Annotated in this window: 30 protein-coding genes; 18 read left to right on the forward strand and 12 right to left on the reverse strand. The window is 67.2% G+C overall.

Annotated elements, in window-relative coordinates; translation table 11 throughout:
* The first annotated feature begins 272 nt into the window (after positions 1-272).
* On the forward strand, positions 273-1,424 hold the full coding sequence (locus ACSQ24_RS26815; protein WP_436097640.1) for an aminotransferase: 1,152 nt from the start codon (positions 273-275) through the stop codon (positions 1,422-1,424).
* Here the strand turns inward: ACSQ24_RS26815 and ACSQ24_RS26820 are convergent, their stop codons facing one another.
* The 7 genes from ACSQ24_RS26820 to hisF all read right to left on the reverse strand — a co-directional run bounded on the left by ACSQ24_RS26820 (position 1,425) and on the right by hisF (position 6,431).
* Positions 1,425-2,810 carry a hypothetical protein gene (locus tag ACSQ24_RS26820; protein ID WP_436097641.1) on the reverse strand — a complete coding sequence of 462 codons (1,386 nt, stop codon included), beginning with the start codon at positions 2,808-2,810 and terminating at the stop codon, positions 1,425-1,427.
* Positions 2,811-2,844: 34 nt separating this feature from the next.
* On the reverse strand, positions 2,845-3,195 hold the full coding sequence (locus ACSQ24_RS26825; protein ID WP_436097642.1) for a RidA family protein: 351 nt from the start codon (positions 3,193-3,195) through the stop codon (positions 2,845-2,847).
* Between the two features lie 61 nt (positions 3,196-3,256).
* On the reverse strand, positions 3,257-3,712 hold the full coding sequence (locus ACSQ24_RS26830; protein WP_436097643.1) for a YqaA family protein: 456 nt from the start codon (positions 3,710-3,712) through the stop codon (positions 3,257-3,259).
* A 41-nt stretch (positions 3,713-3,753) separates the two neighbouring features.
* Positions 3,754-4,281 (reverse strand): DUF1697 domain-containing protein, encoded by a 528-nt coding sequence (locus tag ACSQ24_RS26835; RefSeq protein ID WP_436097644.1) that lies wholly within the window; start codon positions 4,279-4,281, stop codon positions 3,754-3,756.
* A gap of 33 nt (positions 4,282-4,314) precedes the next feature.
* Complete coding sequence (gene coaA / locus ACSQ24_RS26840) at positions 4,315-5,289, reverse strand: type I pantothenate kinase (protein ID WP_436097645.1); 975 nt, start codon at positions 5,287-5,289, stop codon at positions 4,315-4,317.
* 52 nt (positions 5,290-5,341) lie between these two features.
* Entirely contained in the window at positions 5,342-5,662 is a 321-nt protein-coding gene (locus ACSQ24_RS26845; RefSeq protein ID WP_436097646.1) for a phosphoribosyl-ATP diphosphatase, read from the reverse strand.
* Between the two features lie 4 nt (positions 5,663-5,666).
* Positions 5,667-6,431, reverse strand: a complete 765-nt coding sequence (gene hisF, locus ACSQ24_RS26850; protein WP_436097647.1) for an imidazole glycerol phosphate synthase subunit HisF — start codon at positions 6,429-6,431, stop codon at positions 5,667-5,669.
* A 152-nt stretch (positions 6,432-6,583) separates the two neighbouring features.
* Between hisF and ACSQ24_RS26855 the strand changes: the two genes are divergently transcribed.
* Together ACSQ24_RS26855 and ACSQ24_RS26860 are read left to right on the forward strand one after the other, a co-directional pair.
* The gene (locus ACSQ24_RS26855) at positions 6,584-7,381 is read left to right on the forward strand and encodes a transporter substrate-binding domain-containing protein (RefSeq protein ID WP_436097648.1); all 798 of its coding nucleotides are present in this window, start codon (positions 6,584-6,586) and stop codon (positions 7,379-7,381) included.
* 53 nt (positions 7,382-7,434) lie between these two features.
* Positions 7,435-8,145 (forward strand): carbonic anhydrase, encoded by a 711-nt coding sequence (locus tag ACSQ24_RS26860; protein WP_436097649.1) that lies wholly within the window; start codon positions 7,435-7,437, stop codon positions 8,143-8,145.
* Positions 8,146-8,160: 15 nt separating this feature from the next.
* Here the strand turns inward: ACSQ24_RS26860 and hisA are convergent, their stop codons facing one another.
* The 5 genes from hisA to ACSQ24_RS26885 all read right to left on the reverse strand — a co-directional run bounded on the left by hisA (position 8,161) and on the right by ACSQ24_RS26885 (position 11,309).
* The gene (hisA, locus tag ACSQ24_RS26865; RefSeq protein ID WP_436097650.1) at positions 8,161-8,904 is read right to left on the reverse strand and encodes a 1-(5-phosphoribosyl)-5-[(5-phosphoribosylamino)methylideneamino]imidazole-4-carboxamide isomerase; all 744 of its coding nucleotides are present in this window, start codon (positions 8,902-8,904) and stop codon (positions 8,161-8,163) included.
* Positions 8,892-9,548, reverse strand: coding sequence for an imidazole glycerol phosphate synthase subunit HisH (gene hisH / locus ACSQ24_RS26870; RefSeq protein ID WP_436097651.1), 657 nt, complete (start codon positions 9,546-9,548; stop codon positions 8,892-8,894). Before hisH ends, hisA begins: the two co-directional genes overlap by 13 nt.
* A complete protein-coding gene (locus tag ACSQ24_RS26875; protein WP_436097652.1) occupies positions 9,545-10,036 on the reverse strand; it encodes a DUF2628 domain-containing protein in 492 nt (163 codons plus the stop codon). The genes hisH and ACSQ24_RS26875 overlap by 4 nt, the downstream gene beginning before the upstream one ends.
* A 12-nt stretch (positions 10,037-10,048) precedes the next feature.
* The gene (gene hisB / locus ACSQ24_RS26880) at positions 10,049-10,636 is read right to left on the reverse strand and encodes an imidazoleglycerol-phosphate dehydratase HisB (RefSeq protein WP_436097653.1); all 588 of its coding nucleotides are present in this window, start codon (positions 10,634-10,636) and stop codon (positions 10,049-10,051) included.
* Positions 10,637-10,802: 166 nt separating this feature from the next.
* Positions 10,803-11,309 (reverse strand): hypothetical protein, encoded by a 507-nt coding sequence (locus ACSQ24_RS26885; RefSeq protein WP_436097654.1) that lies wholly within the window; start codon positions 11,307-11,309, stop codon positions 10,803-10,805.
* 41 nt (positions 11,310-11,350) lie between these two features.
* On the opposite strand from ACSQ24_RS26885, the gene hslV reads away from it, so the two are divergent.
* The 15 genes from hslV to lnt all read left to right on the forward strand — a co-directional run bounded on the left by hslV (position 11,351) and on the right by lnt (position 26,062).
* The gene (gene hslV / locus ACSQ24_RS26890; protein ID WP_436097655.1) at positions 11,351-11,920 is read left to right on the forward strand and encodes an ATP-dependent protease subunit HslV; all 570 of its coding nucleotides are present in this window, start codon (positions 11,351-11,353) and stop codon (positions 11,918-11,920) included.
* A complete protein-coding gene (locus ACSQ24_RS26895; RefSeq protein WP_436097656.1) occupies positions 11,917-12,417 on the forward strand; it encodes a GNAT family N-acetyltransferase in 501 nt (166 codons plus the stop codon). Before hslV ends, ACSQ24_RS26895 begins: the two co-directional genes overlap by 4 nt.
* Positions 12,417-13,724 (forward strand): ATP-dependent protease ATPase subunit HslU, encoded by a 1,308-nt coding sequence (gene hslU, locus ACSQ24_RS26900; RefSeq protein ID WP_436097657.1) that lies wholly within the window; start codon positions 12,417-12,419, stop codon positions 13,722-13,724. Before ACSQ24_RS26895 ends, hslU begins: the two co-directional genes overlap by 1 nt.
* Positions 13,721-15,325 (forward strand): murein biosynthesis integral membrane protein MurJ, encoded by a 1,605-nt coding sequence (gene murJ / locus ACSQ24_RS26905; RefSeq protein ID WP_436097658.1) that lies wholly within the window; start codon positions 13,721-13,723, stop codon positions 15,323-15,325. The genes hslU and murJ overlap by 4 nt, the downstream gene beginning before the upstream one ends.
* A gap of 53 nt (positions 15,326-15,378) precedes the next feature.
* A complete protein-coding gene (trpS, locus tag ACSQ24_RS26910; protein ID WP_436097659.1) occupies positions 15,379-16,440 on the forward strand; it encodes a tryptophan--tRNA ligase in 1,062 nt (353 codons plus the stop codon).
* A gap of 193 nt (positions 16,441-16,633) precedes the next feature.
* Complete coding sequence (locus ACSQ24_RS26915) at positions 16,634-17,128, forward strand: universal stress protein (RefSeq protein WP_436097660.1); 495 nt, start codon at positions 16,634-16,636, stop codon at positions 17,126-17,128.
* Between the two features lie 91 nt (positions 17,129-17,219).
* The gene (locus ACSQ24_RS26920) at positions 17,220-17,786 is read left to right on the forward strand and encodes a NifU family protein (protein ID WP_436097661.1); all 567 of its coding nucleotides are present in this window, start codon (positions 17,220-17,222) and stop codon (positions 17,784-17,786) included.
* A gap of 175 nt (positions 17,787-17,961) precedes the next feature.
* The gene (gene tsaB / locus ACSQ24_RS26925) at positions 17,962-18,645 is read left to right on the forward strand and encodes a tRNA (adenosine(37)-N6)-threonylcarbamoyltransferase complex dimerization subunit type 1 TsaB (RefSeq protein ID WP_436097662.1); all 684 of its coding nucleotides are present in this window, start codon (positions 17,962-17,964) and stop codon (positions 18,643-18,645) included.
* Positions 18,646-18,651: 6 nt separating this feature from the next.
* On the forward strand, positions 18,652-19,149 hold the full coding sequence (locus ACSQ24_RS26930; protein ID WP_436097663.1) for a GNAT family N-acetyltransferase: 498 nt from the start codon (positions 18,652-18,654) through the stop codon (positions 19,147-19,149).
* 95 nt (positions 19,150-19,244) lie between these two features.
* Entirely contained in the window at positions 19,245-20,042 is a 798-nt protein-coding gene (locus ACSQ24_RS26935) for a lysophospholipid acyltransferase family protein (RefSeq protein WP_436097664.1), read from the forward strand.
* Between the two features lie 125 nt (positions 20,043-20,167).
* Complete coding sequence (miaB, locus tag ACSQ24_RS26940) at positions 20,168-21,520, forward strand: tRNA (N6-isopentenyl adenosine(37)-C2)-methylthiotransferase MiaB (protein ID WP_436097665.1); 1,353 nt, start codon at positions 20,168-20,170, stop codon at positions 21,518-21,520.
* 207 nt (positions 21,521-21,727) lie between these two features.
* On the forward strand, positions 21,728-22,879 hold the full coding sequence (locus tag ACSQ24_RS26945; protein WP_436097666.1) for a PhoH family protein: 1,152 nt from the start codon (positions 21,728-21,730) through the stop codon (positions 22,877-22,879).
* 116 nt (positions 22,880-22,995) lie between these two features.
* Positions 22,996-23,478 carry an rRNA maturation RNase YbeY gene (ybeY, locus tag ACSQ24_RS26950; protein ID WP_436097667.1) on the forward strand — a complete coding sequence of 161 codons (483 nt, stop codon included), beginning with the start codon at positions 22,996-22,998 and terminating at the stop codon, positions 23,476-23,478.
* A complete protein-coding gene (locus ACSQ24_RS26955; protein WP_436097668.1) occupies positions 23,475-24,467 on the forward strand; it encodes a hemolysin family protein in 993 nt (330 codons plus the stop codon). Before ybeY ends, ACSQ24_RS26955 begins: the two co-directional genes overlap by 4 nt.
* Positions 24,464-26,062 (forward strand): apolipoprotein N-acyltransferase, encoded by a 1,599-nt coding sequence (lnt, locus tag ACSQ24_RS26960; RefSeq protein ID WP_436097669.1) that lies wholly within the window; start codon positions 24,464-24,466, stop codon positions 26,060-26,062. Before ACSQ24_RS26955 ends, lnt begins: the two co-directional genes overlap by 4 nt.
* The last annotated feature ends 86 nt before the right edge of the window (positions 26,063-26,148 follow it).

The raw sequence follows: 26,148 nt of genomic DNA on the forward strand, positions 1-26,148 counted from the left end.
CTGCCTAGCGCGCTTCGGCCCCGGGCGGAAACGGCGCATGTGGCCCGGCGGCGGAAAAAGCTCACCGATCCACGTCAGCGTCCCACTGCTCCAAAGGGGCGAAGAAGCAGCAGAAGCTGGCGTGAACCGGCTGAGGGGTAGAAAATACTGACTGCTGACGAATGTCAATATTCATCACTCCGCAGATTCTGCCGCTTTTCTGAACCGATGCGCGTCGGCGTTGCGCGTGCTATGGCCGGCACTCAAGCCTCCCGGACCTGAAGCAAGCCGCGATGAATCCGATCTTCTCCGCACTTCCGACAACGATCTTCGAAACAATGTCGCGGCTCGCGCGCGAGCACCAGGCCGTCAATCTCGGCCAGGGCTTTCCCGACGATCCCGGCCCCCTCGATGTGCGCCGCAAGGCGGCCGAGGCGGTGATCGACGGCTGGAATCAGTACCCGCCGATGATGGGCCTGCCTGAGCTGCGCCAGGCAACGGCCGCGCATTTTCGCCATTGGCAGGGGCTCGAACTCGATCCCGAGGCAGAGGTTATGATCACCTCCGGCGCGACCGAGGCGATCGCAGGCGCGCTGATGGCGCTCATCTCGCCCGGCGACGAGGTCGTGCTGTTCGAGCCGATGTACGATGCCTATCTGCCGCTGGTCCGCCGCGCCGGGGGCATTCCCAAGTTCGTGACGCTGACCCCGCCCGCCTTCGGGCTCTCCGAGGAGGCGCTGGCGCGGGCGTTCTCATCGAAGACCAGGGTGGTGCTGTTCAACAATCCGCTCAACCCGACCGCGACCAACTTCAGCGAGGCCGATCTCGACCTGCTGGCATCGTTCTGCGTCCGGCACGATGCGGTCGCGATCTGCGACGACGTCTGGGAGCATGTCGTCTTCGACGGTCACCGCCATGCGCCGCTGATGAGCCGGCCCTGTATGCGCGAACGTACGGTCAAGATTTCCTCGGCCGGCAAGATCTTCTCTCTGACCGGCTGGAAGGTCGGGATGGTGATGGCGGCGCCGGAGCTGATGCGCGTGCTGGCCAAGGCGCATCAATACATCACCTTCACCACGCCACCGAACCTGCAGGCGGCCGTCGCCTATGGCCTCGGCAAGGACGACGCGTATTTCGAGGGGATGCGCACCGATTTCCAGCGTTCGCGAGACCGGTTCGCGTCCGGGCTGACGGATCTCGGCTTCAGCGTACTGCCGAGCGCCGGCACCTATTTCCTCAACGTCGACATCGGCCCGCTCGGCGAGGGCGACGACGTCGCGTTCTGCCAGCGGCTCGTGAGCGAGCACGGCGTTGCGGCGATTCCCGTCAGTGCCTTCTATGCCGAGGGTGCAGTGCGCAATGTCGTGCGCTTCTGCTTCGCCAAGCACGACGCGACGCTCGACAAGGCGCTGGAACGGCTCGCCACAATGCAAGCCAGCGCCTGATCAGCCCTTCCGGAGTGTCTCGACCAGGGCCGCGGCCCGCAGCAGCTTCAGTTCGCGCCGCTTGGCTTCGGCCGCAAGATCATGACCGCGCATCGTCTCGATCGCCATGACGAGTTCCGTGGTCGCCTTCTCGGCCTCGGCACGGTCGCGGATACGCTCGGCGAGCTCCAGGCGCGCTTCAGCCCGGTTGGCCGCACTCTGCGCCCAGAGCGCGGGCACGATCTCGCGGCGCCTGACCTCCAGCGCCGCATCGAAAGCGGCGATCGCCTCTTCCAATACGACCGGCTCGCGATAATAGGTTGCGAGGCCGACCAGCGCGGCGCCGATCCGATCCTGCACCTCGGCCCAATCGAGCGGAACGCTCTCGCGGGGACGGTCCTCGAGCACGAGCTTGAAGCAGTTCACAGCGGCTTCGAACGCGGCTACGCCGCTGGCGCGCAGGCCGAGCGCGACATGCGCCTTGCCGAGTTCCCATTGCAGCCGGCCCCATTCGCGCGGCATATCGGCCCGCGTCAGGCCCGAGAGCCCGGCCCGGAACGCGGAGACGCCCTCCTCGAGCAGGCCGGCATCATCCTCCATCTCGCCGAGACGGGCCAGCGCCTCGCCGAGCCGGGTCTGGAGCGCGGCCCACAGACGTGGCGCCTTGGCCCGGGTCAGATCCTCCAGCGTCGTGCGATAGATCTCGACCACCTGGCGGAGCAGGGCGCCGCCGCCCTCATAATGCGACAGGCCGGTGAGCGAACGCGCCAACCGGAGCTGCGTTTCGGCCCAGGGCACGGTCTCATCGAAATTGTCGAGCTTGGCGAGCATGCCACGCAATTGCTCGATCGCAGCGACGAAAGCGGACCTGTCGGAAAAGTCGGCGCCCTTGCGCGCCAGCGCATCGGCCTGCATCCAGGCATAGCCGCGCCCACTCTCGGCGTCGGCCGAAGCCGCGATCAGCGCCGCTTCGGCGAAGCGCTCCGCCGCCTCGCCATAGGCTTTCGGATTGAGTTGCAGGATCGCCGCGGCGGCACGATCGGCACGGCCAGCCGCGGCCGCCAGAAGCCGCTCCTTCGACATCTTGTCGAGTGCGATCGTGCCGTCGAGGTTTCGCTGCTCCGCCTGAGCCAGGATGCGGTCCACCTCCGCAAGACGCCCTTCGGCCAGCAGACGCGCCGCCTCCGTGCGCAAGCGATCGAGTTCGGGATCGACGCCGGACGGCTTCAGCAGGCGGGCATGAAGAGCCTTGTAGTCGCCGGCTTTGCGAAGGAGATCATGCTCGATTCGGCTGAAATCAGTTTTGCCAGGCGCTGCCATCGAGGCGAGGACGCCAAGCAGCAGCGCGGGGGGGACCCCCTCGCGCTGCGAGACCCGCGCCAGGATGGTGGCGAGTTCCGGATTCATGAATTCGGGACCGCCACCCCGGTGCAACCGCGGGTCAGATCGCGGCGATGACCGCGATCTCGACGGTGTATTGCGGGCCGGCGAGCTTGGCCTCGACCGTGGCGCGGCCAGGCGTGTTGCCCGCCGAGACCCAACCGTCCCAGACCGCGTTCATCTCGGCGAAGGTCGAGATGTCGGAGAGCCAGATGTTGACCATCAACAGCTTCGACTTATCGGTGCCGGCCTCAGCGAGAAGCCCGTCGATGATCGAGAGGATGTCCTTGGTCTGCTCGCCGACGCTCTTGCCGGCCGCCTTGTCGGCGACCTGACCGGCGAGATAGACCGTGTTGCCATGCACGACGGCCTTCGACATGCGCGGGCCGGGGGCGATGCGCTTGATGCTCATGATCTGGTCTCCATCAGAATGGGCCTTGCTGGTAGCCCGAGAGGCGAAAGCGCGCAAATGCTTATGACGCAGCCACCCAGCCGGCCCAGAGCAGGGCATAGCGCGCCGCTTTGCCGATGAACACGAGCAGAATGAAGCGCAGAAGCGGATAGTTCAGCGAGCCTGCGACGAAGGTCAGCGGGTCGCCGCCGATCGGCAGCCAGGCGAAGAGCAAGGACGGCCAGCCGAAACGGGCGAACCAGCCCTGCGCCTTGGCGAAGCGCACCGGATCCGGTCGCAGCCGCACGGGCAGGCGCTCGACGCCGCCTGTCGCGATCAGCCGACCGAGCCACCAGTTGACGACCGAGCCGGCCGTATTGGCGAGCGAGGCGACGATGAAGAGGAATGTCGGATCGACGGTCTTTGCCGCCAGTAGCCCGACGAAGACGGCCTCCGACTGGGCCGGCAGCAGCGTCGCGGCGACGAAGGCCGCTCCGGCCATCAGGCCAAGGGCGGAAAGATCGAGCTGCTCCAGCACCGCCAATAGTTCCTATCGCGCCGAACGAACTGGCTGGCGCATCAGTCCAGCATCGCGACAAGAGCATTGACGGTATTGGCGTTGCGCAGCGTGCCGATGCCGAGCTTTTTGGTCGTCAGATGCGAGAGCAGCTTCGCCTCGCTCGGTTTGCCGCCGAAATCGATCCATAAATCGCCGTCCGCGAGGGCGAGCGCAATGCCGGGCGCGGCGATCCTGCCGAGCATGGCCAAGGCGCCTGGTCCGAGTGGTTTTCGCATGACGCGGATGCCGATATCGGCGCCGTTCCCGCCCGGAAAGGGATTTTTGGCGGCGAGCCGCCGCCAGTCCTGCGCGGTGCGCAGGATGATATCGACATGCTTGCCGAACCGGGCGCGGAAAGCCGCTTCCAAGCGGCTCTCGATCGCCGCGAGGGGCGCGTCGTCGCCCTCGAAGATCAGATTGCCGGTGGCGACCCAGGTGCGCGGATCGCCAAAACCGAGCTCCGCAGCCATGGCCTTCAGATCCGCCATCACCAGGCGCTTGCCGGGGCCGAGCACGATCGAGTGCAGGAGGGCGACATAGGTCGTCATAGCGGCTTCAGAACCGGCGGTTTCACGCCCGCGTTACAGCCGCCGCAGCGCGACCTGCTGGATGCGATGGCTCGCGCCCTTGGTCAGGATCAGGCCGGCGCGCTGGCGGGTCGGCACGATGTTCTCGCGCAAATTCGGTAGGTTGATGCCGGTCCAGAGGTTCTCGGCAATCGAGAGCGCCTCCTCCTCGCCGATCTCGGCATATTTGCGGAAGAAGGAGCGCGGATCGCGGAAGGCGGTCTGGCGCAGCGTCATGAAGCGATTGACGTACCAGCGGTGCAGGTCATTCTCGTCCGCGTCGAGATAGACCGAGAAGTCGAAGAAGTCCGAGACGAACGGGATGATCGTGCCGTCCTTCGGCAGGCGGCTCGCCTGCAGCACATTGAGCCCTTCGAGGATCAGGATGTCCGGCCGCTCGACCGTGACCTGCTCGCCCGGCACCACGTCGTAGACCAGATGCGAATAGACCGGCGCGCTGACGGCGCGCTTACCGGCCTTCACCTCGGAGAGGAAGCGCAGGATCGCGGCGCTGTCATAGCTCTCGGGGAAGCCCTTGCGCTGCATCAGGCCGCGCCGCTCGAGCTCGGCATTGGGCAAGAGGAAGCCGTCGGTGGTGACGAGCTCGACCTTGGGCGTATTCGGCCAGCGCGACAGCAAAGCCTTAAGCACGCGGGCCGTGGTCGACTTGCCGACCGCGACCGAGCCGGCGACGCCGATGACATAGGGGACCTTGACCTCGGCCTCGGCCATCAGGAAGCGCTGCGTCGCCTTGAACAGCCCTTGCGTCGCGGCGACGTAGAGCGAGAGCAAGCGCGAGAGCGGCAGGTAGATCGCCACGATCTCGTCGAGCGAGATCGGGTCGTTGATCGACTGCAGCTTGGTCAGGTCGTCGACCGAAAGCGTCAATGGCGCATCGGCGCGCAGATGCGCCCACTCGTCGCGCGTGAAGCTGCGATAGGGCGAGACGAGGTCGGGGCCAGGCGGCGCCGCGATCGGACGCTGGTCCATGATGCCCCCCGTATTCCAGGCTTCGAGGTTCAACGCGACACTCGCCTCGACTTCAACGGGGCCGCGCCGCTTTCTCGGCCAGGCCGGAGCGCGCGGTACGGGCCTCAAGCTGGCTCAAGACGTCCCGCAATGCAACATCGCGCGCCTTGAGCACGACCAAAAGATGATACAGCAGATCGGCGCTCTCGGCGATCAGCTCGTCGCGATCGCCCTTCACGGCGGCAATCACCGCCTCGACCGCCTCCTCGCCGAGCTTCTTGGCGGCGCGCTCGGGACCGGCAGCAAGAAGCTTCGCCGTCCAGGATTCCTCGGGCGGGGCGCTGGCGCGCTCGGCGACGATGCGTTCGAGATCGGTCAGCGAGAAAGCTGTCATCGCGTCAATCCAGCCGCATCGCCAGCCCGGCCGCCGCCATATGCGCCTTGGCCTGCGGGATGGTGAAGGTGCCAAAATGGAAGATCGAGGCCGCCAGCACGGCCGAGGCGCGGCCCTCGCGCACGCCCTCCACGAGATGGTCGAGCGTGCCGACGCCGCCCGAGGCGACGACCGGGATCGAGACCGCATCGGCGACGCGGCGGGTCAAGTCGAGGTCGAAGCCGGTCTTGGCGCCATCGCGATCCATCGAGGTGAGCAGGATCTCGCCTGCTCCCAACGAGGCGACCTCGCGGGCATAGGCGATTGCGTCGAGCCCGGTCGGGTTGCGCCCGCCATGGGTGAAAACTTCCCAGCGACCGGGCGAAACCTGCTTGGCGTCGATCCCGACGACGATGCATTGCGCGCCGTATTTCTGCGCGGCTTCACGCACGAACTCACGGCGCTTCACCGCCTCGGTCATGATCGAGACCTTGTCGGCCCCGGCCAGCAGCAATTGCCGGATGTCCTCGACCGAGCGCACGCCGCCGCCGACCGTGAGCGGCATGAAGCAGGCTTCGGCCGTGCGCGTCACCACATCGAACAGGATGCCGCGGTCCTCGCTGCTGGCGGTGATGTCGAGAAAACAGAGCTCGTCGGCGCCGGCTGCGTCATAGGCCTTGGCCGCCTCGACGGGATCGCCGGCATCGACGAGATCGAGGAACTGCACGCCCTTGACGACACGGCCGTCCTTGACGTCGAGGCAGGGGATGATGCGGGTCTTCAGGGTCATCGGCGGGCCTGCTCGGGCGGAACGACAAAACAATCGGCCGCATATAGCGCCGCGGCTGCACTGCACGCAAACGCAGCGCGCGCCGGCCGGATTGATCGCCGGCACGATCCCTGCTCTCTTGCGCGTCATAAGCAAAACCGAGGGGAATTTCCATGACGATCACATCGTCCTTCAAGGCCCTGAAGCTCGCGGCGCTGAGCGCCACCGCAGGGCTTGGCCTCACCGTTGCCGCACTGGCGCAGGCTCCGGCCAGCCAGCTCGAGGCGATCCAGAGCCGCGGCGCCCTGCAGGTCTGCACCACCGGCGACTACAAGCCGTTCACACTGGCCAAGGACGGCAGCTATGAGGGCATCGACATCGAGCTCGCGAAGTCGCTGGCGAAGGCCATCGGCGTCGAGGCCAAGTTCGTGCAGACGAAATGGGCCGAGCTGATGAACGACTTCACTGCCGGCAAATGCGACATCGCCATGGGCGGCATCTCGGTGACGCTCGACCGGCAAAAGCGCGCCTTCTTCTCCGCGCCCTACCTGATCAACGGCAAGGCCCCGATCGCGCGCTGCGCCGATGTCTCCAAGTTCCAGACCGTCGCGGACATCGACAAGCCCGAAACCCGGGTGATCGTCAATCCGGGCGGCACCAACGAACGCTTCGTGCGCGCCAATTTCAAGCAGGCCAAGATCGAGATCTTCCCCGACAACGTCACGATCTGGGACCAGATCCTCGCCGGCAAGGCCGACATCATGGTGGCCGAGTCGATCGAGACCAAGGTCCAGGAGAAGATCCGCCCGGGCCTATGCGCCATCAACCCCGATGCCCCCCTGCAATATGGCGAGATGGGCTATCTGCTGCCGCGCGGCGATATCGTCTTCAAGGCCTTCGTCGACCAGTGGCTGCATCTCGCCAAGGCGACCGGCGAATTCGCGAAGATCTACGACCAGTTCGTGCGCTGATCCGGTCGGCCGGCTCCGCTGGAACACATCCTGCCCGTGCGAGGATTGCAACGATGTGCGACCATTGTATCTCAACCGCCAGCAAGACCGGGCTTTCGCGCCGTGGCTTGTTTGCGGCCGGCGCCGGCCTGGCCTTGGCCGGCGCGCTGTCCACTCCCGCGTGGGCGCAACCGGCCGCGGTCAGCGCCGATGAAGCGCTGAAGCGGCTGGTGGAAGGCAATGCCCGCTATGCCGCTGGCAATCTGAACGAACGTGACTTCTCGGCCGGGCGGGCGGCGCGCGCCGCCTCGCAAGCACCCTTCGCCTCGATCCTGAGCTGCGCCGATTCGCGGATCGCGCCGGAGCTCGCCTTCGACCGTGGGCCGGGCGAGCTCTTCGTCGTGCGCGTCGCTGGCAATTTCGTCAACGAGGACGGGCTGGCGAGCCTGGAATACGGCGCGCAGGTGCTGGGGTCCCAGCTCGTCCTGGTGCTCGGTCACAGCAATTGCGGCGCCGTCTCGGCCACCATCGACGTGGTCAAGAACAACACCAAGCTGCCGGGGCACCTGCCCTCGTTGATCAACGCGATCAGGCCTGCCGTGCTCGCGGCGCAGAAGGAGGGAGCGGCCGATCTGCTGAAGGCGGCCACCATCGCCAATGTCCGGCTCAACGTCGCCAAACTGAAGAAGGCCACGCCGATCCTGTCGCAGCGCATCGCGCAGAAGCGGCTTGCCGTGGTCGGAGGCGTCTACGATCTGGCGACGGGCAAGGTCGAGCTGGTCTAGCCGAGCTCTCGAAGCTCAGCTGACCGCCGCGGCGACTCTCGCCAATGCCGCCGCAGGATCGATGCGCCCGTCATAGAGCGCCCTGCCGGTGATCGCGCCTTCGAGGATCGCGGCGTCGGGCGCCATGAGCCGCTCGATATCGGCCATGGAGGCGAGCCCGCCGGAGGCGATCACGGGGATCGAGAGCGCATGTGCCAGCGCGATCGTGCCGTCCCAGTTGATGCCCTGGAGCATGCCGTCGCGGGCGATGTCGGTGTAGACGATCGCGGCGACGCCGGCGTCCTCGAAGCGTCGGCCGAGATCGTCGGCGGCCAGCGCCGAGGTCTCGGCCCAACCTTCGACCGCGACGAAGCCGTCACGCGCGTCGATGCCGACCGCGACCTTGCCCGGAAAGGCCTTGGCCGCCTCGCGCACGAAGCCGGGATCGCGCACCGCCGCCGTGCCGATAATGACGCGGGCGACGCCCTTGGCGAGCCAGCCCTCGACCGTCCTGATGTCACGGATGCCGCCACCCAGCTGCACCGGGAAGGAGACGCGCTGCAGGATCGCCTCGACGGCCGCCGCGTTCATCGGCTTGCCTGCGAAGGCGCCGTCGAGATCGACGACATGCAGCCACTGGAAGCCTTGGCGCTCGAAGGTCGCGGCCTGGGCGGCGGGATCGTCGTTGAAAACAGTCGCCTGGCCCATATCGCCCTGCTTCAGGCGGACGCACTGGCCATTCTTCAGGTCGATGGCGGGGAAGAGGATCACGGCGTCCACCTCAAGAAATTGCCAATCAGCTTCAGGCCGAGCTTCTGGCTCTTCTCCGGGTGGAACTGCGTGCCGGCGATATTGCCCTTTGCCACGATCGCGGTGACCGGGCCGCCATAATCGGTCAGCGCCAGCACCTCCTGCGGATTCTGCGCCGTCAGCGCATAGGAATGCACGAAATAGGCGTGCCAGCCGGAGGGGCCGGTCTCGATGCCTTCGAGCAGCTTGTGCTCGTCCTGCGGATGCAGCGTGTTCCAGCCCATATGCGGGATCTTCAGGGCATCGTCCTGCGGCCGGATCAGCGCGACATCGCCGGCGATCCAGCCAAGACCTGGCGTGGTGACGTATTCGAGCCCCCGGCTCGCCATCAATTGCATGCCGACGCAGATGCCGAGGAAGGGCCGGCCCTTGGTCCGAACCGTCTCCTCCAGCGCCTCGACCATGCCGGGGACGGCATCGAGCCCGCGCCGGCAATCAGCGAAAGCGCCGACGCCGGGCAGCACGATGCGGTCGGCGGTGCGAACCTCAGCGGGGTCGCTGGTGACGCGGATGGTCGAGGGAATGCCGGATTCCGTGGCGGCGCGCTCGAAGGCCTTGGCGGCCGAGTGCAGATTGCCCGAGCCGTAATCGACGATGGCGACAGTTTGGCTCATCGTCCGTTCGCCTCGGGGAAGAGGCCGATCACCGGCGCCGGGCCGGCTGCGAAGCGGGTCGGCGCCGGAGCCGACGGCGCCTCGACAACTCGCGATGATGTGACAGCCGGCAGCGCCCGCTCGAAGAAGCGGCGCTCGGCGCTGGAGAGGTCCGGCGCCTCGACGACATCGACCAGCCGCCAGCCCTTACGCAGCAGCTTGCGCGCGATCAGGTTCTGGCCCTCGAGACCCAGGAAAACCGCCAGGGCGGTATGCGAGAGCATCACTGCGAGAAAGGAGAAGCCGATCTGGCGCTGGAGATAGATCAGCCCGCCCCAGACCAGGGCGTAGACGATGAAGGCGAGCCAGAGCCGTTTGAACAGCAACCAGACTCCGCCGAAGATCAGGGCCGGCCAGGTGAAGCTCTCCGGCAGGAGGCGGGCCTGCTCGATCTCCTCGCGCAAGCCTCCCGCGTCCGGCGGCGGGATCAGAGCCTGATAGAACGCCATCGCAGCAATCCCCTACAATGCGCCCTTGGTCGAGGGCACGCGGCCGCCCTCGCGCGGATCGACCTCGATCGCCCTGCGCAAAGCCCGCGCCAGGCCCTTGAAGCAGCTCTCGGCGATATGGTGGGCATTGTCGCCATAGAGCGTCTCGACATGCAGCGTGATGCCCGCATTCATGGCGAAGGCCTGGAAGAACTCGCGCACCAGCTCGGTGTCGAACGTCCCGATCTTCTCCGCCTTGAACTGCGTGCGGAAGACCAGGAAGGGCCGGCCGGAGACGTCGACCGCGACGCGGGTCAGGGTCTCGTCCATCGGCAGGTGGACGTCGGCATAGCGGCGGATGCCCTTCTTGTCGCCGAGCGCCTGCTTCAGCGCCTCCCCGAGCGCGATGCCGGCATCCTCGACCGAGTGATGATCGTCGATATGGGTGTCGCCCTTCACGCTGACCGTGGTGTCGATCAGCGAATGGCGGGCGAAGAGATCGAGCATATGGTCGAAGAAGCCGACGCCGGTCGCAATCTCGGCCTTGCCCGTGCCGTCGAGCACAAGCTTGACCGCGATATCGGTCTCATTGGTGCGGCGCTTCACTTCGCCCGAACGCATGCTGGCCTCTGTACTCTCACAAATATCGCGTCGCTTTAGCAGGCGGGTCGCGCGAAGGCCATCGCCATCCCACTGCAGGACTAACGCGGAGCGGCCAAGGCAGGCCTCGACGCGTCATCCTGGGCGCCCGAAGGGCGGCCCGGGATCCATCGTAAAGCTTGGAGCCCTACGATGGATCCCGGCGCTCCGCTTCGCTACGGCCAGGATGACGCAGAGGTTCCAACGCCCTGTCCGGCGGCGGGCCAAAGCGGCGAAGGAAGGCACGTGCCCGCGGCATTGCGTCGTGGAGGAACTGGCCGGGCTCGCGCAGCCATAGCCCGTCATAGGTTTTCGACTTCGCTTCCGAGATCAGCACGTCTTGCGGCAAGGGCACGAGCGTGCCGTCCCAGCCCGGCCACCAGAGCCGGCCCTTGGCCCAGTGATGGGCGATCAGGACCTCTTCGCAGCGATAACCGTGAAAATCGAACGCGATCTTACCATCGCTGACGAAGACATGATTGCCGGTGAAGCTCTCGGCCGGCCGGATCCAAACGGGGTGGAAACCGCGCTCTGGATAGGCCTCCAGGAAGGCATAGGCGAGGATGTGGCAGGCGCCGCAGGCGAAGAAGACCCGCTCGGAGAGATTCCAGCGTTTGACCGGGTCGCTCTTGATACCGGGCTTCAGCCTGAACATGTTGGCGGTTCCTGACTGCCATTGATCGAGATCGAATCGCGATGTCCGAGACTAGCAATGCCCCCGTGATGCACGCGACCACCATCCTGATGGTGCGCAAGGGCGGCCGTGTCGTGATCGGCGGCGACGGCCAGGTCTCGCTCGGCCAGACGATCATGAAAGGCAATGCGAAGAAGGTGCGCCGCCTCGCCAAGGGCGCGGTGATCGCGGGCTTCGCCGGCGCGACCGCCGACGCCTTCACCTTGTTCGAGCGGCTCGAAGCCAAGCTGGAGCAGTTCCCGACGCAATTGCTGCGCGCCTGTGTCGAACTTGCCAAGGACTGGCGGACCGACCGCTATCTGCGCCGGCTCGAAGCGATGCTGCTCGTCGCCGACAAGGAGGTCTCGCTGCTGATCTCCGGCACCGGCGACGTGCTGGAGCCGGAAGCTTCCGAGTATGGCTCGGTGATGGCGATCGGTTCAGGCGGCAATTACGCGCTCGCGGCGGCCCGCGCGCTGGTCGATGGCGAGGGCGATGCCGAGGCGATCGTGCGGAAAGCGATGAAGATCGCCGGCGACATCTGCGTCTACACCAATCATTCCCTCGTTATCGAGAGCCTGGAGAGCGCATGAACTTCGTCGCTGACGGCTATGCCTTCGCCCCCGCGACGCCCGACGATTTCCCGTTGCTGGCGCGCTGGCTCGAACAGGACCATGTCCGGCGCTGGTGGGGCGATCCCGACGAGGAACTCGCCGAGATCGCGCGCATCTTCGGCGATCCGAGCATGGAGGCGCTGATCGTCAGCCATGACGGGCGACCCTTCGCCCATCAGCAGAGCTGGGATCCCGCGCTCTGGCCGGATTATCCGCTGCAGGACCAGCCGGCGGGCACGCGCGGCATCGACCAGTTCATCGGCGAGCCCGACATGCTCGGCCAGGGCCATGGCACGCGCTTCATCGGCGCCTTCGCCCGGCACCTGCTGGCGGAGGGTGCGCCGCGGGTGGTGATCGACCCCGATCCGGAGAATCTCGCCGCGATCCGCGCCTATGAGAAGGCGGGCTTCACGGCGCTCGACATTCGCGCGACCGGCGACGGCGCCGCGCTGATCATGATCCAGGAACCTGTTTGATGACGTCGTTTTCCCCCCGCGAGATCGTCTCCGAGCTCGACCGCTTCATCGTCGGCCAGAACGACGCCAAGCGCGCCGTCGCGATCGCCCTGCGCAATCGTTGGCGCCGGCAGCAGCTCGAAGGCCCGTTGCGCGAAGAGGTCGCGCCGAAGAACATCCTGATGATCGGGCCGACCGGCTGCGGCAAGACCGAAATCGCCCGCCGCCTCGCCAAGCTGGCGAATGCACCCTTCCTCAAGGTCGAGGCGACCAAGTTCACCGAGGTCGGCTATGTCGGCCGCGACGTCGAATCGATCGTGCGCGATCTGGTCGAGGTCGCGATCGGGCTGGTCCGCGAGAGCCGGCGCAAGGACGTGCAAGCCAAGGCCCATATCGCGGCGGAAGAGCGCGTGCTCGACGCGCTGGTCGGCGCCACCGCGAGCGCGACCACGCGCGACGCCTTCCGCCGTAAGCTGCGCGCCAACGAGCTCGACGACAAGGAGATCGAGATCGAGATCGCCTCGGGCGGCGGGGCCCAGCCGATGTTCGAGGTGCCCGGCATGCCTGGCGCCTCGATCGGCGCGATCAACCTCTCCGACATGTTCGGCAAGGCCTTCGGCCAGAAGGGCAAGCCCCGGCGCGTTCAGGTCAAGGATGCCTATGGCCCGCTGCTCGCCGAGGAGAGCGACAAGCTGATCGACCAGGACGCGATCATCCAGACAGCGATCCGCGAGGTCGAGAACAGCGGCATCGTCTTCCTCGACGAGATCGACAAGATCTGCGCCCGCGAGGGCCGCGCCGGCGCCGATGTCTCGCGCGAGGGCGTGCAGCGCGACCTGCTGCCGCTGATCGAGGGCACGACGGTCGCGACCAAGCACGGGCCGGTGAAAAGCGACCACATCTTGTTCATCGCGTCCGGCGCCTTCCATGTCTCGAAGCCGTCCGACCTCCTGCCGGAGCTGCAGGGACGCCTGCCGATCCGGGTCGAGCTCTCGCCGCTCGACGTCGAGGATTTCAAGCGCATCCTGACCGAGACCGAAGCCAGCCTGATCAAGCAGTCGGTGGCGATGCTGGCGACCGAGCAGGTCACGATCGACTTCACGCCGGACGCGATCGCGGCGATCGCCCGCATCGCGGTCGAGGTCAATTCGAGCGTCGAGAACATCGGCGCACGAAGGCTCCAGACCGTGATCGAGCGTATCCTCGACGAGATCTCGTTCACCGCGACCGATCGTGGCGGGGAGAGCGTCACCATCGACGCCGCCTATGTCGAAGCGCGCATCGGCGATCTCGCCAGGAATGCCGATCTGAGCCGGTTCATTCTGTGAGCGATCCGGGCGGGGCAGAGGCACCATCCTCCCGCCTCGCCCGCGATTCTCTGATCGTCGGCGCAGCGACGATACTGTCGCGCCTGCTCGGCTTCGCCCGCGACGTGCTGATCGCGCGGCTGCTCGGCACCGGCCCTGTGGCGGATGCTTTCCTGGCCGCACTGAGGCTACCGAATCTCGTCCGGCGCGTCCTCGGCGAAGGCGGGCTGAACGCGCCCTTCGTGCCGCTCTATCTCGCCATCAAGGCCGAGCGAGGCGGCGAGACGGCGAAACGCTTCGCCGGCGCGGCGGCAAGCCAGCTCGGGCTGCTGCTGATCGGCTTCGTCGCACTGGCGGAGATGTTCGCGCCCTGGGTCGTGCTTGGGCTGGCCGGCGGTTTTGCCGACGAGCCGCAGACGCTGGCGCTAGCCGCCTTCTACATGCGGCTGATGCTGCCTTTCGTGCTGCTGACCACGCTCGCCGCCCTGCTCGCTGCGCTGCTCAATGCCGAAGGGCGCTTCACCGTCGCGGCGCTGGCGCCGGCGCTGATGAACGCGATCCTGCTCGCCGCGCTGCTGTTCGAAACGTTCCGGGGCAGCGACAGCCATGCCAGCGCGACGCTGCTCGCCGCCTGCCTCAGCCTGACGGGCCTCGCCCATCTCGTCATGATCCTGTGGTGCCTGCGCGGAATCGGCCTCCCGCGCCCCAGCCTGCGTTGGTCACCGGACATGACCCGGCTGATCAGGACCGGCGGGGCCACGCTGCTTGCCGCTTCCGCCGCACAGCTTGTCCTGCTGGTTTCGACGCAGATCGCCTCGACCGAACCCGGCTCCGTCTCGGCCTTGTACTACGCCGACCGCGTCTTCCAGCTGCCGCTGTCCTTCTTCGGCGTCGCCATGGGCACGGTCGTGCTCTCGGCCATGGCCGGCGAAGTATCGCAGGCAGACCACGACGCCCTGCTCGGCCGGGCATTGGCGCTCGGGCTGGCACTCGCGATCCCGGCCGCTGCGGCGCTCATCGTGCTGGCCGAGCCCATCGTCTCGGTGCTGTTCGAGAACGGGCAGTTCGGCGTGGCCGATCGCGAGCGCACTGCCGCGGCGCTGGCAGCCTTCGCCTGCGGGCTGCCCTTCGCGCTCGCCGCCAAGGTTTTCGGGCAGGTCTATTTCGTGCGCCAGCAGCCACGTTTGCCTGTGATCGCCGGCCTTACCGCGGTCCTCGTCGCGGCGTTGGCCGGGTTCTTCCTGCTCGGCTGGCGCAATGCGGCGATGATCGGCGCCTTGGCAGCAAGCCTCGCCTTTATCGTCCAGACGGGCTTGATGGGAGTGAATCTCCTGCGAACCGGGCTGTGGCGGCCGCGCTGGACGGATGCCCGGATGGTCCTTGCGATCCTGCTGACAGCCGCGCTCATGGTCCTGGTGCTGAACGTCGCGATCGGACCGCTCCTTCCCGCTCTGAACCCGGGCGAGCCAGCATTGCAGCGAGCCGGCGCGCTGGCGCTCCTATGCTGCGCGGGCGCCGCGACCTATGCCGTCGCCGGCTTCCTCCTCGGCGCCTTCGACCCTGTCCTGCCGCCACGGCTCTTGCGCCTTCGCGGCGCTTCCGTCAGAACGCCGCGTTCCTGAGCGGATCGACCACCGACTCAGAGGATTTTTTCGCCCTGACGACGGAGCGCCCCATGGCCGCTTTCTCTCCCCGCGTCTTCTCCGGCATGCAGCCGACCTCGACGCTCCATCTCGGCAATTATCTCGGCGCGCTGGTCAACTGGGTCGCGATGCAGAAGACCCATGACTGCATCTATTGCGTCGTCGACATGCATGCGATCACGCAGGGCTTCGACGTCTGGGGCGGCCCGGCCGAACTGACCCGTGCCACACGCGAGGTCGCGGCCGCCTATATCGCCGCCGGCGTCGATCCAAAGAAGAGCATCATCTTCAACCAGAGCCAGGTCGCCGGCCATGCCGAGCTCACCTGGGTGTTCAACACGGTCGCCCGGCTCGGCTGGCTCAACCGCATGACGCAGTTCAAGGAGAAGGCCGGCAAGGACCGCGAGAACGCCTCGATCGGGCTCTACGACTACCCCGTGCTGATGGCGGCCGACATCCTGCTCTACAAGGCGACGCATGTCCCGGTCGGCGAGGACCAGAAGCAGCATCTCGAGCTGACCCGCGACATCGCCCAGAAGTTCAACAACGACTTCGCCGAGCAGATCGGCAAGCTCGGCGTCGGCACCGGCGAGCTCGGCTTCTTCCCGCTGCCCGAGCCGATGATCCAGGGCCCGGCGCCGCGGGTGATGAGCCTGCGCGACGGCACCAAGAAGATGTCGAAATCGGACCCATCAGATTATTCGCGCATCAACCTGACGGATGATGCCGACATGATCGCTCAGAAGATCCGCAAGGCGAAGACCGATCCCGAGGCGTTGCCCTCGGAAGAGAAGGGGCTAGAGGGCCGGTCCGAGGCCGAAAACCTGGTCGGCATCTATGCAGGTCTCAGCGGGGAGACGAAGGCGCAGGTTCTGGCTGAGTTCGGTGGCAGCCAGTTCTCCGGTTTCAAGGCGGCGCTGGTCGAGCTCGCCGTCGGCAAGCTCGCGCCGATCGCCGAGGACATGCGCCGCCTCCTGGCTGATCCCGGCCATATCGACGGCATCCTCAGCGACGGAGCCGACAACGCCGCAGCGATCGCCGAGCCGATCATGCGCCACGTCAAGGACATCGTTGGCTTCGTGCGCCGACGCTGATCTTAGTAGGCGCCACAGGAAGGCTTGCGCTGACCTTGCGACGCCTGTCACCATGAGACGACCTGAAATCGGCGGACATGTTCCGCAAAAGTGGGGACCACTTTTGCGGAACATGCCCTGACCCTAGAATGGGCGCGAATTCTGATCGACCGACCGATACCGGTCGATCGGAAAGCGCGCCGAGGCAGCAGCAATGGTCAAGAGACGGCGGTCCTACGAGACGGGCCATCGCCCGAAATTCCTCGCTGTCGTTGACGACAGTCCCGAATGCGCCAAGGCCGTGCGCTTTGCGGCGCGGCGCTGCGCCCGCCTCGGCGCGTCGATCGTGCTGCTCGGCGTGGTCACTCCGCCGCCGGACGAGACCTGGCTCGGCGTCGGCGACATGGTGCAGGCCGACGCCGAGGCCGAGGCGGAGGAGTTGATCGACGTGGCCGCCGCTGCCGTGCGCTCTCTGGCCGGGCTGGAGCCTGAAAAAGTCGTGCGCACCGGCATCAAGGCCGACGAAATGGTCAAGCTCATCGAGGCGGACGAGGACATCTCGCTGCTGGTGCTGGCCGCCGGCATCGGCCGCGACGGACCCGGCCCGCTGGTCAGCGCGCTGGCCGGCAAGGGCGCCGGCAGCTTCCCGATCCCGGTCGCGATCGTGCCCGGCCACCTCGCCGACGAGGAGATCGACGCACTGGCCTGATCCACGTGCCGCAGCTGGAATGATTCCAGCTGAGGGCCTATATCGAGGTCAGGAACGGCGGCCTTGACCCGCCGGCGCCGGAGACAAAGACATGTTCATCCAGACCGAAGCGACACCCAACCCCGCCACCTTGAAGTTCCTGCCCGGCCGCAGCGTCTCGCCGCAAGGTCCGGTCGAGTTGCGCGACCCAGCCCTCGCCGAGCGTTCGCCACTCGCCACCCGCCTGTTCGGCGTCAAGGGCGTCTCCGCCGTGTTCTTCGGGTCGGATTTCATCACCGTGACCAAGACTGAAGGCGAGTGGCCGCATCTCAAGCCCGCTATCCTCGGCGCGATCATGGAACATTACATGTCGGGTGCGCCGCTGATGAGCGAGGGCGCACCGAGCGACGAACTCGCCGAGAGCGAGGAGGAATTCTTCGCGGACGAGGACGCCGCGACTGTCGAGACGATCAAGGAACTGCTCGAGACCCGTATCCGCCCGGCTGTCGCCGGCGATGGCGGCGACATCACCTTCCGCGGCTACAAGGACGGCACGGTCTACTTGGTCATGAAGGGCTCGTGCTCGGGCTGCCCCTCCTCGACCGCGACCCTGAAGCACGGCATCCAGAACCTGCTGCGCCATTTCCTGCCACAGGTGCGCGAGGTTGAGGCGGTTTGATCGCCGCCGCCCATTTCGTTCCTTTGAACATTCTCCACGGGTCATCCCGGCCGGAGCGCAGCGCAGAGCCGGGATCCATGCCTGAACCCTCATCGGTTATCTTCCGGCATGGGTCCCGGGTCTCCCTTTGGTCGCCCGGAACGACCGGCTTTGTTCTAAGCCCGGTGGGCGGCTGATGCGCATCCTCGCGATAGACACCGCGCTCGGCGCCTGCTCCGCTTGCGTCCTCGACACCGGCGAGCTCGCTCCGGTCGCGATCGAGCAGACCGCCATGGAGCGCGGCCACGCTGAGGCGCTGATGCCGATGATCGAACGCGTCATGGGTAAGACGGAAGGCGGCTTCGCTTCGCTCGATCGCGTCGCCGTGACCATCGGCCCCGGCAGCTATACCGGCCTGCGCGTCGGCATCAGCGCGGCCCGGGCGATCGCGCTCGCCGCCGGCATCCCGGCCGTCGGCATCTCGACACTGGCCGCCAGCGCCGCGCCCTTCATCGGCCGCGAGGGCGGACGCGTGGTCGCCGCCGCAGTCGACGCCAGGCACGGCCAGGTCTGGTTCCAGGCGCTGAACGCGCATGGCAAGCAGCTGGTTTCGATTCGCCAGGTCAACCATCGCGACGCCGCCCGCGCCATCGGTGCCGGCCCCGTCTCGCTGGTCGGCTCGGCCGCGCTCGCCGTCGCCAATGAGGCCTGGGCGATCGGGCTCGACGCGCTCGTCGTCGACGATGCCAGGGCGCCGGACGTGATCTGGGTGGCTCGGCTCGGGCTGATCGCCGATCCCGAGAGCGCGCCGCCCCGGCCCCTCTATCTCAAGGCGCCGGAAACGACGCCGCAGGACCGCGCCCGGCTGCCGCGGCGCTAGAAGACGATGAACTGGCTCCAATCTCTGTTCAGACGCCGGCCGGCGACGGGCCGGACCGGCCCGCTCGATGTCCGTCATGCAAGGCAGGTCGCAGCCCTGCATCATCAAGGGGGCTTCGCGCGGCTCTGGGACCCCAGTGAATGCGCGGCGCTGCTCGCCGACCGTGCGGTCATCACCGACGGCGTGTTCATCGGCAGTGCCAGCGAGCCTTGCGGCTTCGTGATGTCGCGGATCGCTGCCGATGAAGCAGAAATCCTCAGCATCGTCGTCGGCGGCTCAAGACGCCGATCCGGACTCGGGCAGACGTTGCTCTGCGCCCATCTGGCGCAGCTGGCGGCACGTGGTGCGGCGCGCCTCTTTCTCGAGGTCGAGGAAGGCAACGCCCCCGCGATCGGCCTTTATCATCGTCTCGGCTTCGAGACCGTCGGACGGCGCGAGGGGTACTATCCGAAGCCGGATGGCAGCCGCGTCGCGGCGCTGGTGATGCGGCGCGATCTCGGCTGACCCTCCTCGCGCCGGCGGCATAGACGGCTGTCAGAGGTCCGATTATAGCCGGATCGCAGAAACGGGGCGCCAACGCAGAGAATGAACGGCTCAGCATGAAAGGCCTCCGTCCCGGCGCCATGGTTCGGCTCGCGCTGCTCGTCCTCGGCACGCTCGTCCTGATCCCGCCGCAGCTCGTCGCGATGCGCCTCGGGCGGCCGTTCTATTTCACGCGGCTGTTCCAGAAACTGGGCTGCCGCTGCTTCGGCGTGCGCATCACCACGCGCGGTGCGGCTCCGCCGGCCGGACAGGGCGGGTTGATCGTCGCCAATCACACCTCCTGGCTCGACATCCCCGTCATCGGCACGACCGGTCCGCTCTCCTTCGTCGCTAAGGCCGAGGTCGCGACCTGGCCGGTCGTCGGCTGGCTCTCGACCCTGCAGCGCACCGTCTTCATCGACCGGATGCGCCGCGGCGCCACCGCCGGCGTCGCCAGCGAGATGGGCCGGCGCCTGCAGAACGGGCAATCTGTGGTGCTGTTCGCCGAAGGCACGACCGGTGACGGCACGCGCGTCCTGTCGCTGCGCTCCTCACTGCTCGGAGCCGCTCACGAAGCCGTGCGCGGCGCTGACGAGGCCGAGACCACGATCTATCCGCTCTGCGTCACCTATACCGGCTTCCATGGGCTGCGCGGCGGACGGGCCGAGCGCTCGGCGCTGTCCTGGTATGGCGACACCGAACTCGCGCCGCATTTCCAGGCGATGATCAATTCCGGCGCCATCGATGTCGAGCTTGCCTGGGGCGAGCCGATCCGCATGGGCCGCAAGCTTTCGCGCAAGGAGGCGACGCGCCTCGCCGAGATTTCGATCCGGCGGGCGCGGCAGGACGCCGTCACCGGCCGGTCACGCAGCTGAGCCAGATTCGCTTCGCGTTGGACGGTAGCGGCCCGGATATTGCCTGCTTGCCATTGGAAGCGATATGATTCCCATTCGATGGGCGATCGGGATAAGGAGACGCGGTTGAGGCCGGATCAGCGTTGATGAAGAAAGTCCATATCAAGTCCTATGGCTGCCAGATGAACGTCTATGACGGCCAGCGCATGGCCGACGTCCTCGGGCAGGAGGGCTATGTCGAGACTGCGACGCCTGACGATGCCGACCTCATCCTGCTCAACACCTGCCATATCCGCGAGCGCGCGGCGCATAAGGTCTACACCGAACTCGGCAAGCTGCGCGACCTGAAGCGCGAACGGAAGGCGCAGGGACGCGAGACCACGCTCGTCGTCGCCGGCTGCGTCGCACAGGCGGAAGGGGCCGAGATCCAGCGGCGCCAGCCGGCTGTCGACCTGGTCATCGGCCCGCAGACCTATCATCGCCTGCCGGCACTGCTCGCACAGGCAAGGAGCGGCCGCGTCGTCGACACTGAATTGCCGCCCGAGGACAAGTTCGGCCATCTGCCGGCGCCGAAGCCGGCCGTGATCCTGGCCCGCGGCATCTCGGCCTTCGTCACCGTGCAGGAAGGCTGCGACAAGTTCTGCGCGTTCTGCGTCGTGCCCTATACCCGAGGCGCCGAATTCTCGCGGCCCGTCGCGCAGGTGATCGCCGAGGTCGAGCGGCTGGCGGAATCCGGCGTGCAGGACGTCTCGCTGCTCGGTCAGAACGTCAACGCCTATCATGGCAAGGGGCCGGATGGCGTCTGGACCCTGGCGCGGCTGATGCACCGCATCGCCGAGGTGCCGGGCATCACCCGCATCCGCTACACGACGAGCCATCCGCGTGACATGGACGAGGAGCTGATCGCCGCCCATCGCGACCTGCCGCAGGTGATGCCCTTCCTGCACTTGCCGGTGCAGGCGGGCTCGGATCGGATCCTCGCAGCGATGAATCGCAAGCATACGTCCGACGAGTATCGCCGGCTGATCGACAAGATCCGCATGGCGCGGCCGGATATTGCGCTTTCCTCCGACTTCATCGTCGGTTTCCCCGGCGAGAGCGATGCGGATTTCGAGGAGACGCTGCGGCTGATCGCCGATGTGCGCTTCGCCTCCGCCTATTCGTTCAAATATTCGCCACGCCCGGGAACGCCGGCGGCGGAACTCGCCGAGCAGATCCCGCTTGCGGTCATGGATGAGCGGCTGCACCGGCTGCAGGCGCTGGTCGAGGAACACCGGCAGGGCTTCAACCACGCCATGGTCGGGCGCACGGTCGAGATCCTGATCGAGCGCGCAGGCCGGCATCCCGGCCAACTCGCCGGCAAGACGCCCTATATGCAGGCTGTGCAGATCGAGAGCGCGACGCACCGGATCGGCGACCGCGTCCTGGCCCTGATCGAGCGCGCCGGCTCGAATTCGCTGTTCGGCCGCGCCGTGGAACGGCCGGATCTGGCTGCCTAACGAGAGTTGGTGTGTTGCGTGCGATGGTGTCGGCGTTGTGGTGATGGTTAGAGCCCGTTTCGGTCAACTTGCACCGCAAGCTGATCGGATCAAACGGTCTCTTTCTAAAAGTGAGAGACGGAATCACCGATCAGGTTGAACCGACCTGATCGGATCCGGCTCTGGTGACTGCGCCTGTCCGACTCATTCCGAATGGAGACAATGGTTTTGGCCCAGGCCGATCAATTCAATCCGAGAGCCGAGCGCGGCGCACGCCGCGACGAGACGCTGACGCGCGAGGGCTTGCCCGGCGCCGAGGTCGAGCTCACCTTCGACAACAACCAGACCGCTGGCCTGGTCTTCGGCCATTACGACCAGAATCTGGCGCATCTGGAGCGCCGCCTTGGTATCGTCGTCAGCCCGAACGGCAATCACGTCACCATCAAGGGCCCGCGCGAGACCGCCGAGCAGGCGAGCCGCGTGCTGCGGACCCTCTATGCCCGCGCCAAGACCGGCGCCGCCGTCAATCTCGGTGAGGTCGACGGTGCGATCGAGGAGAGCAATGTGCAGCGCTCGCTCTTCCCGTCCGACAATGCCGGCAAAGCCGCCTTCGACGCGGTGGTGACACGCAAGCGCGGCCCGGTCAGGGCCCGCAACGCGGCACAGGACGCTTATCTGCGCCAGCTCAAACGCCACGAGCTCGTGCTCGCCGAGGGCCCGGCCGGCACCGGCAAGACCTGGCTCGCGGTCGGCCACGCCGTCTCGCTGATCGAGCAGGGCGTGGTCGAGCGCATGGTGCTGTCGCGGCCGGCCGTCGAAGCCGGCGAGCGGCTCGGCTTCCTGCCGGGCGACATGCGCGAGAAAGTCGATCCCTATCTGCGGCCGATCTACGATGCGCTCAACGACTTCATGGAGCCGCGCCATGTCGAGCGCGCCCTGCAGACCGGCATGATCGAGATCGCCCCGCTCGCCTTCATGCGCGGGCGGACGCTGACCAATGCCGTGGTCCTGCTCGACGAGGCACAGAACGCCACCTCGGTGCAGATGAAGATGTTCCTCACCCGCCTAGGCGAGGGCTCGCGGATGATCATCACCGGCGACCCCTCGCAGGTCGACCTGCCGCCGGGCCAGCGCTCGGGCCTGATCGAAGCGGTCAGGCTCCTGTCCGGCGTCGAGGGCGTCGGGCACGCCCGCTTCGAGGAGGGCGACGTGGTGCGTCACGAGCTCGTGCGCCGCATCGTCATGGCCTATGAGGACGCCTCCCGGAAGGAGCGCGACGAACGCGAAGCCCGCCTCGCCGCCTTGCCTGCGCCGGATGCGCCCGCCGAGGGCGATGCCGAAGGGCTGAAGCGCATGCTGTCGCGGGAGCGGCCGCGATGAACGACCGACCTCGATCGCGGCGCGCGGCGCCGCGAACCGGGACATCAGAGCCCGCCATAAGCGGGCCTTCGCTCGACATCCGTACCCAGTCACGGCGCTGGCGCGAGGTCGCGGATTTGCGGCCTCGTATCGCCGCCGCAGTCGAGGCGGGGCTGGCGCTCGCTCCGGTCAAGACCCTGCCGGGCGCGGAGCTCAGCCTGCTCCTGACCGACGACAAGCGCATCCGCATCGTCAACCGCGACTGGCGCGGCTTCGACAAGGCGACCAACGTGCTCTCCTTCCCCGCCGTGCCGCCGGAGAAGATCGCCGCAAGCCCGATCATCGGCGACATCGTGCTCGCCTTCGAGACGGTCGCGCGCGAGGCTGAAGTCGAGGAGAAGTCCTTTGGCGACCATCTCAGCCATCTCGTGATACACGGCCTGCTGCACCTGGTCGGCGAAGATCACGAGACCGAGGACCAGGCCCAGCGCATGGAAGCGCTCGAGACTGCGGCGCTCGCCCGGCTCGGCATCGCCGATCCCTATGCCGGCTCGGACCCCGAGCCGACTCAACCCCGCCCGAAGACCGTGAAAAACCCAAGCCCCCAGCCTGCGTCATGAGCGACGACCCCCGATCTTCCTCATCGTCGGAACCGACCGGCCGCGGCCTGTCCCACTGGCTCGGCCAGTTCCTCGACAAGCTTGGCCTGCGCCAGGGCGGCTCGATCCGCGAGGACATCACCGAGGCGCTGGCGCAGAACAGCGGCCAGATCACCGACCTTTCCCCGCAAGAGCGGGCAATGCTCTCGAATGTGCTGAGCCTGCGCGAGCGCCGCGTCGCCGACGTGATGGTGCCGCGCGCCGACATCATCGCAGTCTCATCGGAGGCGACGCTCGGCGACCTGCTGGCGCTGTTCCGCACCGCCGGCCATTCGCGCCTGCCGGTCTATGGCGAGACGCTCGACGACCCGCGCGGGATGATCCACATCCGCGACTTCCTCGACTTCATCGCCGCGCGAGCCAAGCCGGGCCGACGGGCACGCGGCGAGGCGGAGGTCAATGCAGGGCCGAGTCTGGGGGCGATCGACCTGTCGATGACGCTGGCCCAGGCGAAGATCCTGCGGCCGGTGCTCTATGTGCCGCCCTCGATGCCTGCGGTCGACCTTCTGGTCAGGATGCAGGCGACGCGCACCCATATCGCCCTGGTGATCGACGAATACGGCGGCACCGACGGGCTGATTTCGATCGAGGATCTGGTCGAGATCGTCGTCGGCGACATTGAGGACGAGCACGATCTCGACGAGGCCCCGGCGATCGCGCCCGCCGGCGAGAACCGCTTCATCGCCGATGCCCGCGCCACGCTCGATGAGCTGAAGCAGGCGACGGGGATCGATCTGTCGAGCGCCGAGGTCGCCGAAGAGGTCGACACGCTCGGCGGGCTGATCGTGACATTGGCTGGCCGCGTGCCGGTGCGGGGCGAATTGATCAAGGGCCCCGAGGAGCTCGAATTCGAGGTGCTCGACGCCGACCCGCGCCGGGTCAAGCGCCTGCGCATCCATCGTCGCGACCCGGTCACGGCCGAACCGCCGGCAACACCGGACGCTGCATGACAAGCCTGCCGGTGCTGGCCGACCGCGTCATCCTCGCCTGGGGTTGGCCGCGCAGACTGATCGCGCTCCTTTGCGGCGCCTGCGGGGCGCTGGCGCTGGCGCCGCTTGACCTCTGGCCGCTGATGGTCGTGCCGATGACGGCCGCGGTCTGGCTGATCGACGGCTCGGTCGCCCAGAGCCGGCGCGGCCGCCTCTGGGCAGCGGCGACTGCGGGCTGGTGGTGGGGCTTCGGCTACCACCTCGCCGGCCTGTGGTGGCTGGGCGCCGCCTTCCTGGTCGAGGCCGACAAATTCGCCTGGGCAATGCCGCTCGGTGTCGTGGCACTGCCGGCCTTCCTGGCGCTCTTTCCGGCCGCCGGTTTCGTGCTGGCGCGCGCGATCTGGCCCACTGGCGCCGGCCGCATCCTGGTGCTGGCCGCTGTGCTGGCGCTGAGCGAATGGCTGCGCGGTCATATCCTCACCGGCTTCCCCTGGAACGTCTACGGCATGATGCTGGCCGGCCCTGCCTGGTTCGCCCAGAGCGCCAGCCTGATCGGGCTCTACGGGCTGACGGCGCTTGCGGTCGCGATCGGCGCAGCGCCGGCAGTGCTCGGCACAAGCGAGGAAGGCTCGGCGCCCTGGCGCGCTCCGATGCTGGCAGTTCTGGCGCTTGCCGCCATGGCCGGCTTTGGCGCCTGGCGGATTCCGGCCGAGCCGGTCGCGGCAGTCAGCGGCGTGAAGCTGCGCCTGATGCAGCCGAACCTGCCGCAGGATGCGAAGTTCAGCCCGCGCAACAGCGAGATGATCCTGTCGCAATACTTGGCGCTGAGCGACCGCGCGACCAGTCCGGCGACGACGGGCGTGCAGGACGTTACGCATCTGATCTGGCCGGAATCGGCCTTTCCTTTCCTGCTTGGGCGCACACCGCAGGCACTGGCGCGGATCGCCGCCCTGCTGCCTCCGAATGCCACGCTGATCACCGGCGCCGCCCGCGCCGGTGAGACCCTGCCCGGCGAAAGCCGGCCGCCGATCTACAATTCGATCCAGGTGGTGAACGATGAGGGCGTGATCACCGGCAGCTACGACAAGGTCCATCTCGTCCCCTTCGGCGAATACCTGCCGCCCCTTCTCAAGCGGCTGATCCGCGCCGTCGGCCTTTCCGAGTTCGTCTCGGTCCCCGGCGGCTTTGCTTCTGGCAGCCGGCGCACGCCCTTGCAGATCCGCGGCCTGCCGCCCGCCACGGCACTGATCTGCTACGAGGTGATCTTTCCTGGCGAGGCCATGCCCAGCGGCCCGCGACCAGGCTTCATCCTCAACCTCACCAATGACGGCTGGTTCGGGCAGACGAGTGGGCCCTACCAGCACCTCGCGCAGGCGCGCTTGCGCGCCATCGAGGAGGGGTTGCCGCTGGTCCGCGTCGCCAATACCGGAATCTCGGCAGTGGTCGATCATTATGGCCGGATTCGCGCGGCCCTGCCCCTCGGCGAAACCGGCGTCCTCGACACCTCACTGCCGCGGGCAGGGCCGGCAACGGCCTATTCCCGCTTCGGCGATCTTTTCTTTGCAGGTGTAGTTGCCAGCCTAATGCTCGCTGGAGTATTAATGCGGCGACGGTGATCCCATTTGGAACTTTCTTCTGGGAAGGCCGCCGAACAGTCGGCCGCACCGGGCCTTCAGCGGGCCGCCGACAGGTCTGAACGAAG

Source organism: Allobosea sp. LjRoot237 (genome assembly GCF_964253285.1).
GTDB lineage: Bacteria > Pseudomonadota > Alphaproteobacteria > Rhizobiales > Beijerinckiaceae > Allobosea.

What these genes read in the sequence shown, in the direction of transcription:
- hisH (WP_436097651.1), bottom strand. Translation starts at nt 9,548, where the DNA reads ATGAGCCAAACTGTCGCCATCGTCGATTACGGCTCGGGCAATCTGCAC.
- lnt (WP_436097669.1), top strand. Translation starts at nt 24,464, where the DNA reads ATGACAAGCCTGCCGGTGCTGGCCGACCGCGTCATCCTCGCCTGGGGT.
- tsaB (WP_436097662.1), top strand. Translation starts at nt 17,962, where the DNA reads ATGCGCATCCTCGCGATAGACACCGCGCTCGGCGCCTGCTCCGCTTGC.
- ACSQ24_RS26860 (WP_436097649.1), top strand. Translation starts at nt 7,435, where the DNA reads ATGTGCGACCATTGTATCTCAACCGCCAGCAAGACCGGGCTTTCGCGC.
- ACSQ24_RS26825 (WP_436097642.1), bottom strand. Translation starts at nt 3,195, where the DNA reads ATGAGCATCAAGCGCATCGCCCCCGGCCCGCGCATGTCGAAGGCCGTC.
- hslV (WP_436097655.1), top strand. Translation starts at nt 11,351, where the DNA reads ATGTCCGAGACTAGCAATGCCCCCGTGATGCACGCGACCACCATCCTG.
- ACSQ24_RS26885 (WP_436097654.1), bottom strand. Translation starts at nt 11,309, where the DNA reads ATGTTCAGGCTGAAGCCCGGTATCAAGAGCGACCCGGTCAAACGCTGG.
- ACSQ24_RS26935 (WP_436097664.1), top strand. Translation starts at nt 19,245, where the DNA reads ATGAAAGGCCTCCGTCCCGGCGCCATGGTTCGGCTCGCGCTGCTCGTC.
- ACSQ24_RS26895 (WP_436097656.1), top strand. Translation starts at nt 11,917, where the DNA reads ATGAACTTCGTCGCTGACGGCTATGCCTTCGCCCCCGCGACGCCCGAC.
- ACSQ24_RS26930 (WP_436097663.1), top strand. Translation starts at nt 18,652, where the DNA reads ATGAACTGGCTCCAATCTCTGTTCAGACGCCGGCCGGCGACGGGCCGG.
- ACSQ24_RS26955 (WP_436097668.1), top strand. Translation starts at nt 23,475, where the DNA reads ATGAGCGACGACCCCCGATCTTCCTCATCGTCGGAACCGACCGGCCGC.
- trpS (WP_436097659.1), top strand. Translation starts at nt 15,379, where the DNA reads ATGGCCGCTTTCTCTCCCCGCGTCTTCTCCGGCATGCAGCCGACCTCG.
- hslU (WP_436097657.1), top strand. Translation starts at nt 12,417, where the DNA reads ATGACGTCGTTTTCCCCCCGCGAGATCGTCTCCGAGCTCGACCGCTTC.
- miaB (WP_436097665.1), top strand. Translation starts at nt 20,168, where the DNA reads ATGAAGAAAGTCCATATCAAGTCCTATGGCTGCCAGATGAACGTCTAT.
- ACSQ24_RS26845 (WP_436097646.1), bottom strand. Translation starts at nt 5,662, where the DNA reads ATGACAGCTTTCTCGCTGACCGATCTCGAACGCATCGTCGCCGAGCGC.
- hisF (WP_436097647.1), bottom strand. Translation starts at nt 6,431, where the DNA reads ATGACCCTGAAGACCCGCATCATCCCCTGCCTCGACGTCAAGGACGGC.
- ACSQ24_RS26855 (WP_436097648.1), top strand. Translation starts at nt 6,584, where the DNA reads ATGACGATCACATCGTCCTTCAAGGCCCTGAAGCTCGCGGCGCTGAGC.
- ACSQ24_RS26915 (WP_436097660.1), top strand. Translation starts at nt 16,634, where the DNA reads ATGGTCAAGAGACGGCGGTCCTACGAGACGGGCCATCGCCCGAAATTC.
- ACSQ24_RS26920 (WP_436097661.1), top strand. Translation starts at nt 17,220, where the DNA reads ATGTTCATCCAGACCGAAGCGACACCCAACCCCGCCACCTTGAAGTTC.
- ACSQ24_RS26820 (WP_436097641.1), bottom strand. Translation starts at nt 2,810, where the DNA reads ATGAATCCGGAACTCGCCACCATCCTGGCGCGGGTCTCGCAGCGCGAG.
- hisB (WP_436097653.1), bottom strand. Translation starts at nt 10,636, where the DNA reads ATGCGTTCGGGCGAAGTGAAGCGCCGCACCAATGAGACCGATATCGCG.
- coaA (WP_436097645.1), bottom strand. Translation starts at nt 5,289, where the DNA reads ATGGACCAGCGTCCGATCGCGGCGCCGCCTGGCCCCGACCTCGTCTCG.
- ACSQ24_RS26835 (WP_436097644.1), bottom strand. Translation starts at nt 4,281, where the DNA reads ATGACGACCTATGTCGCCCTCCTGCACTCGATCGTGCTCGGCCCCGGC.
- ACSQ24_RS26815 (WP_436097640.1), top strand. Translation starts at nt 273, where the DNA reads ATGAATCCGATCTTCTCCGCACTTCCGACAACGATCTTCGAAACAATG.
- ACSQ24_RS26875 (WP_436097652.1), bottom strand. Translation starts at nt 10,036, where the DNA reads ATGGCGTTCTATCAGGCTCTGATCCCGCCGCCGGACGCGGGAGGCTTG.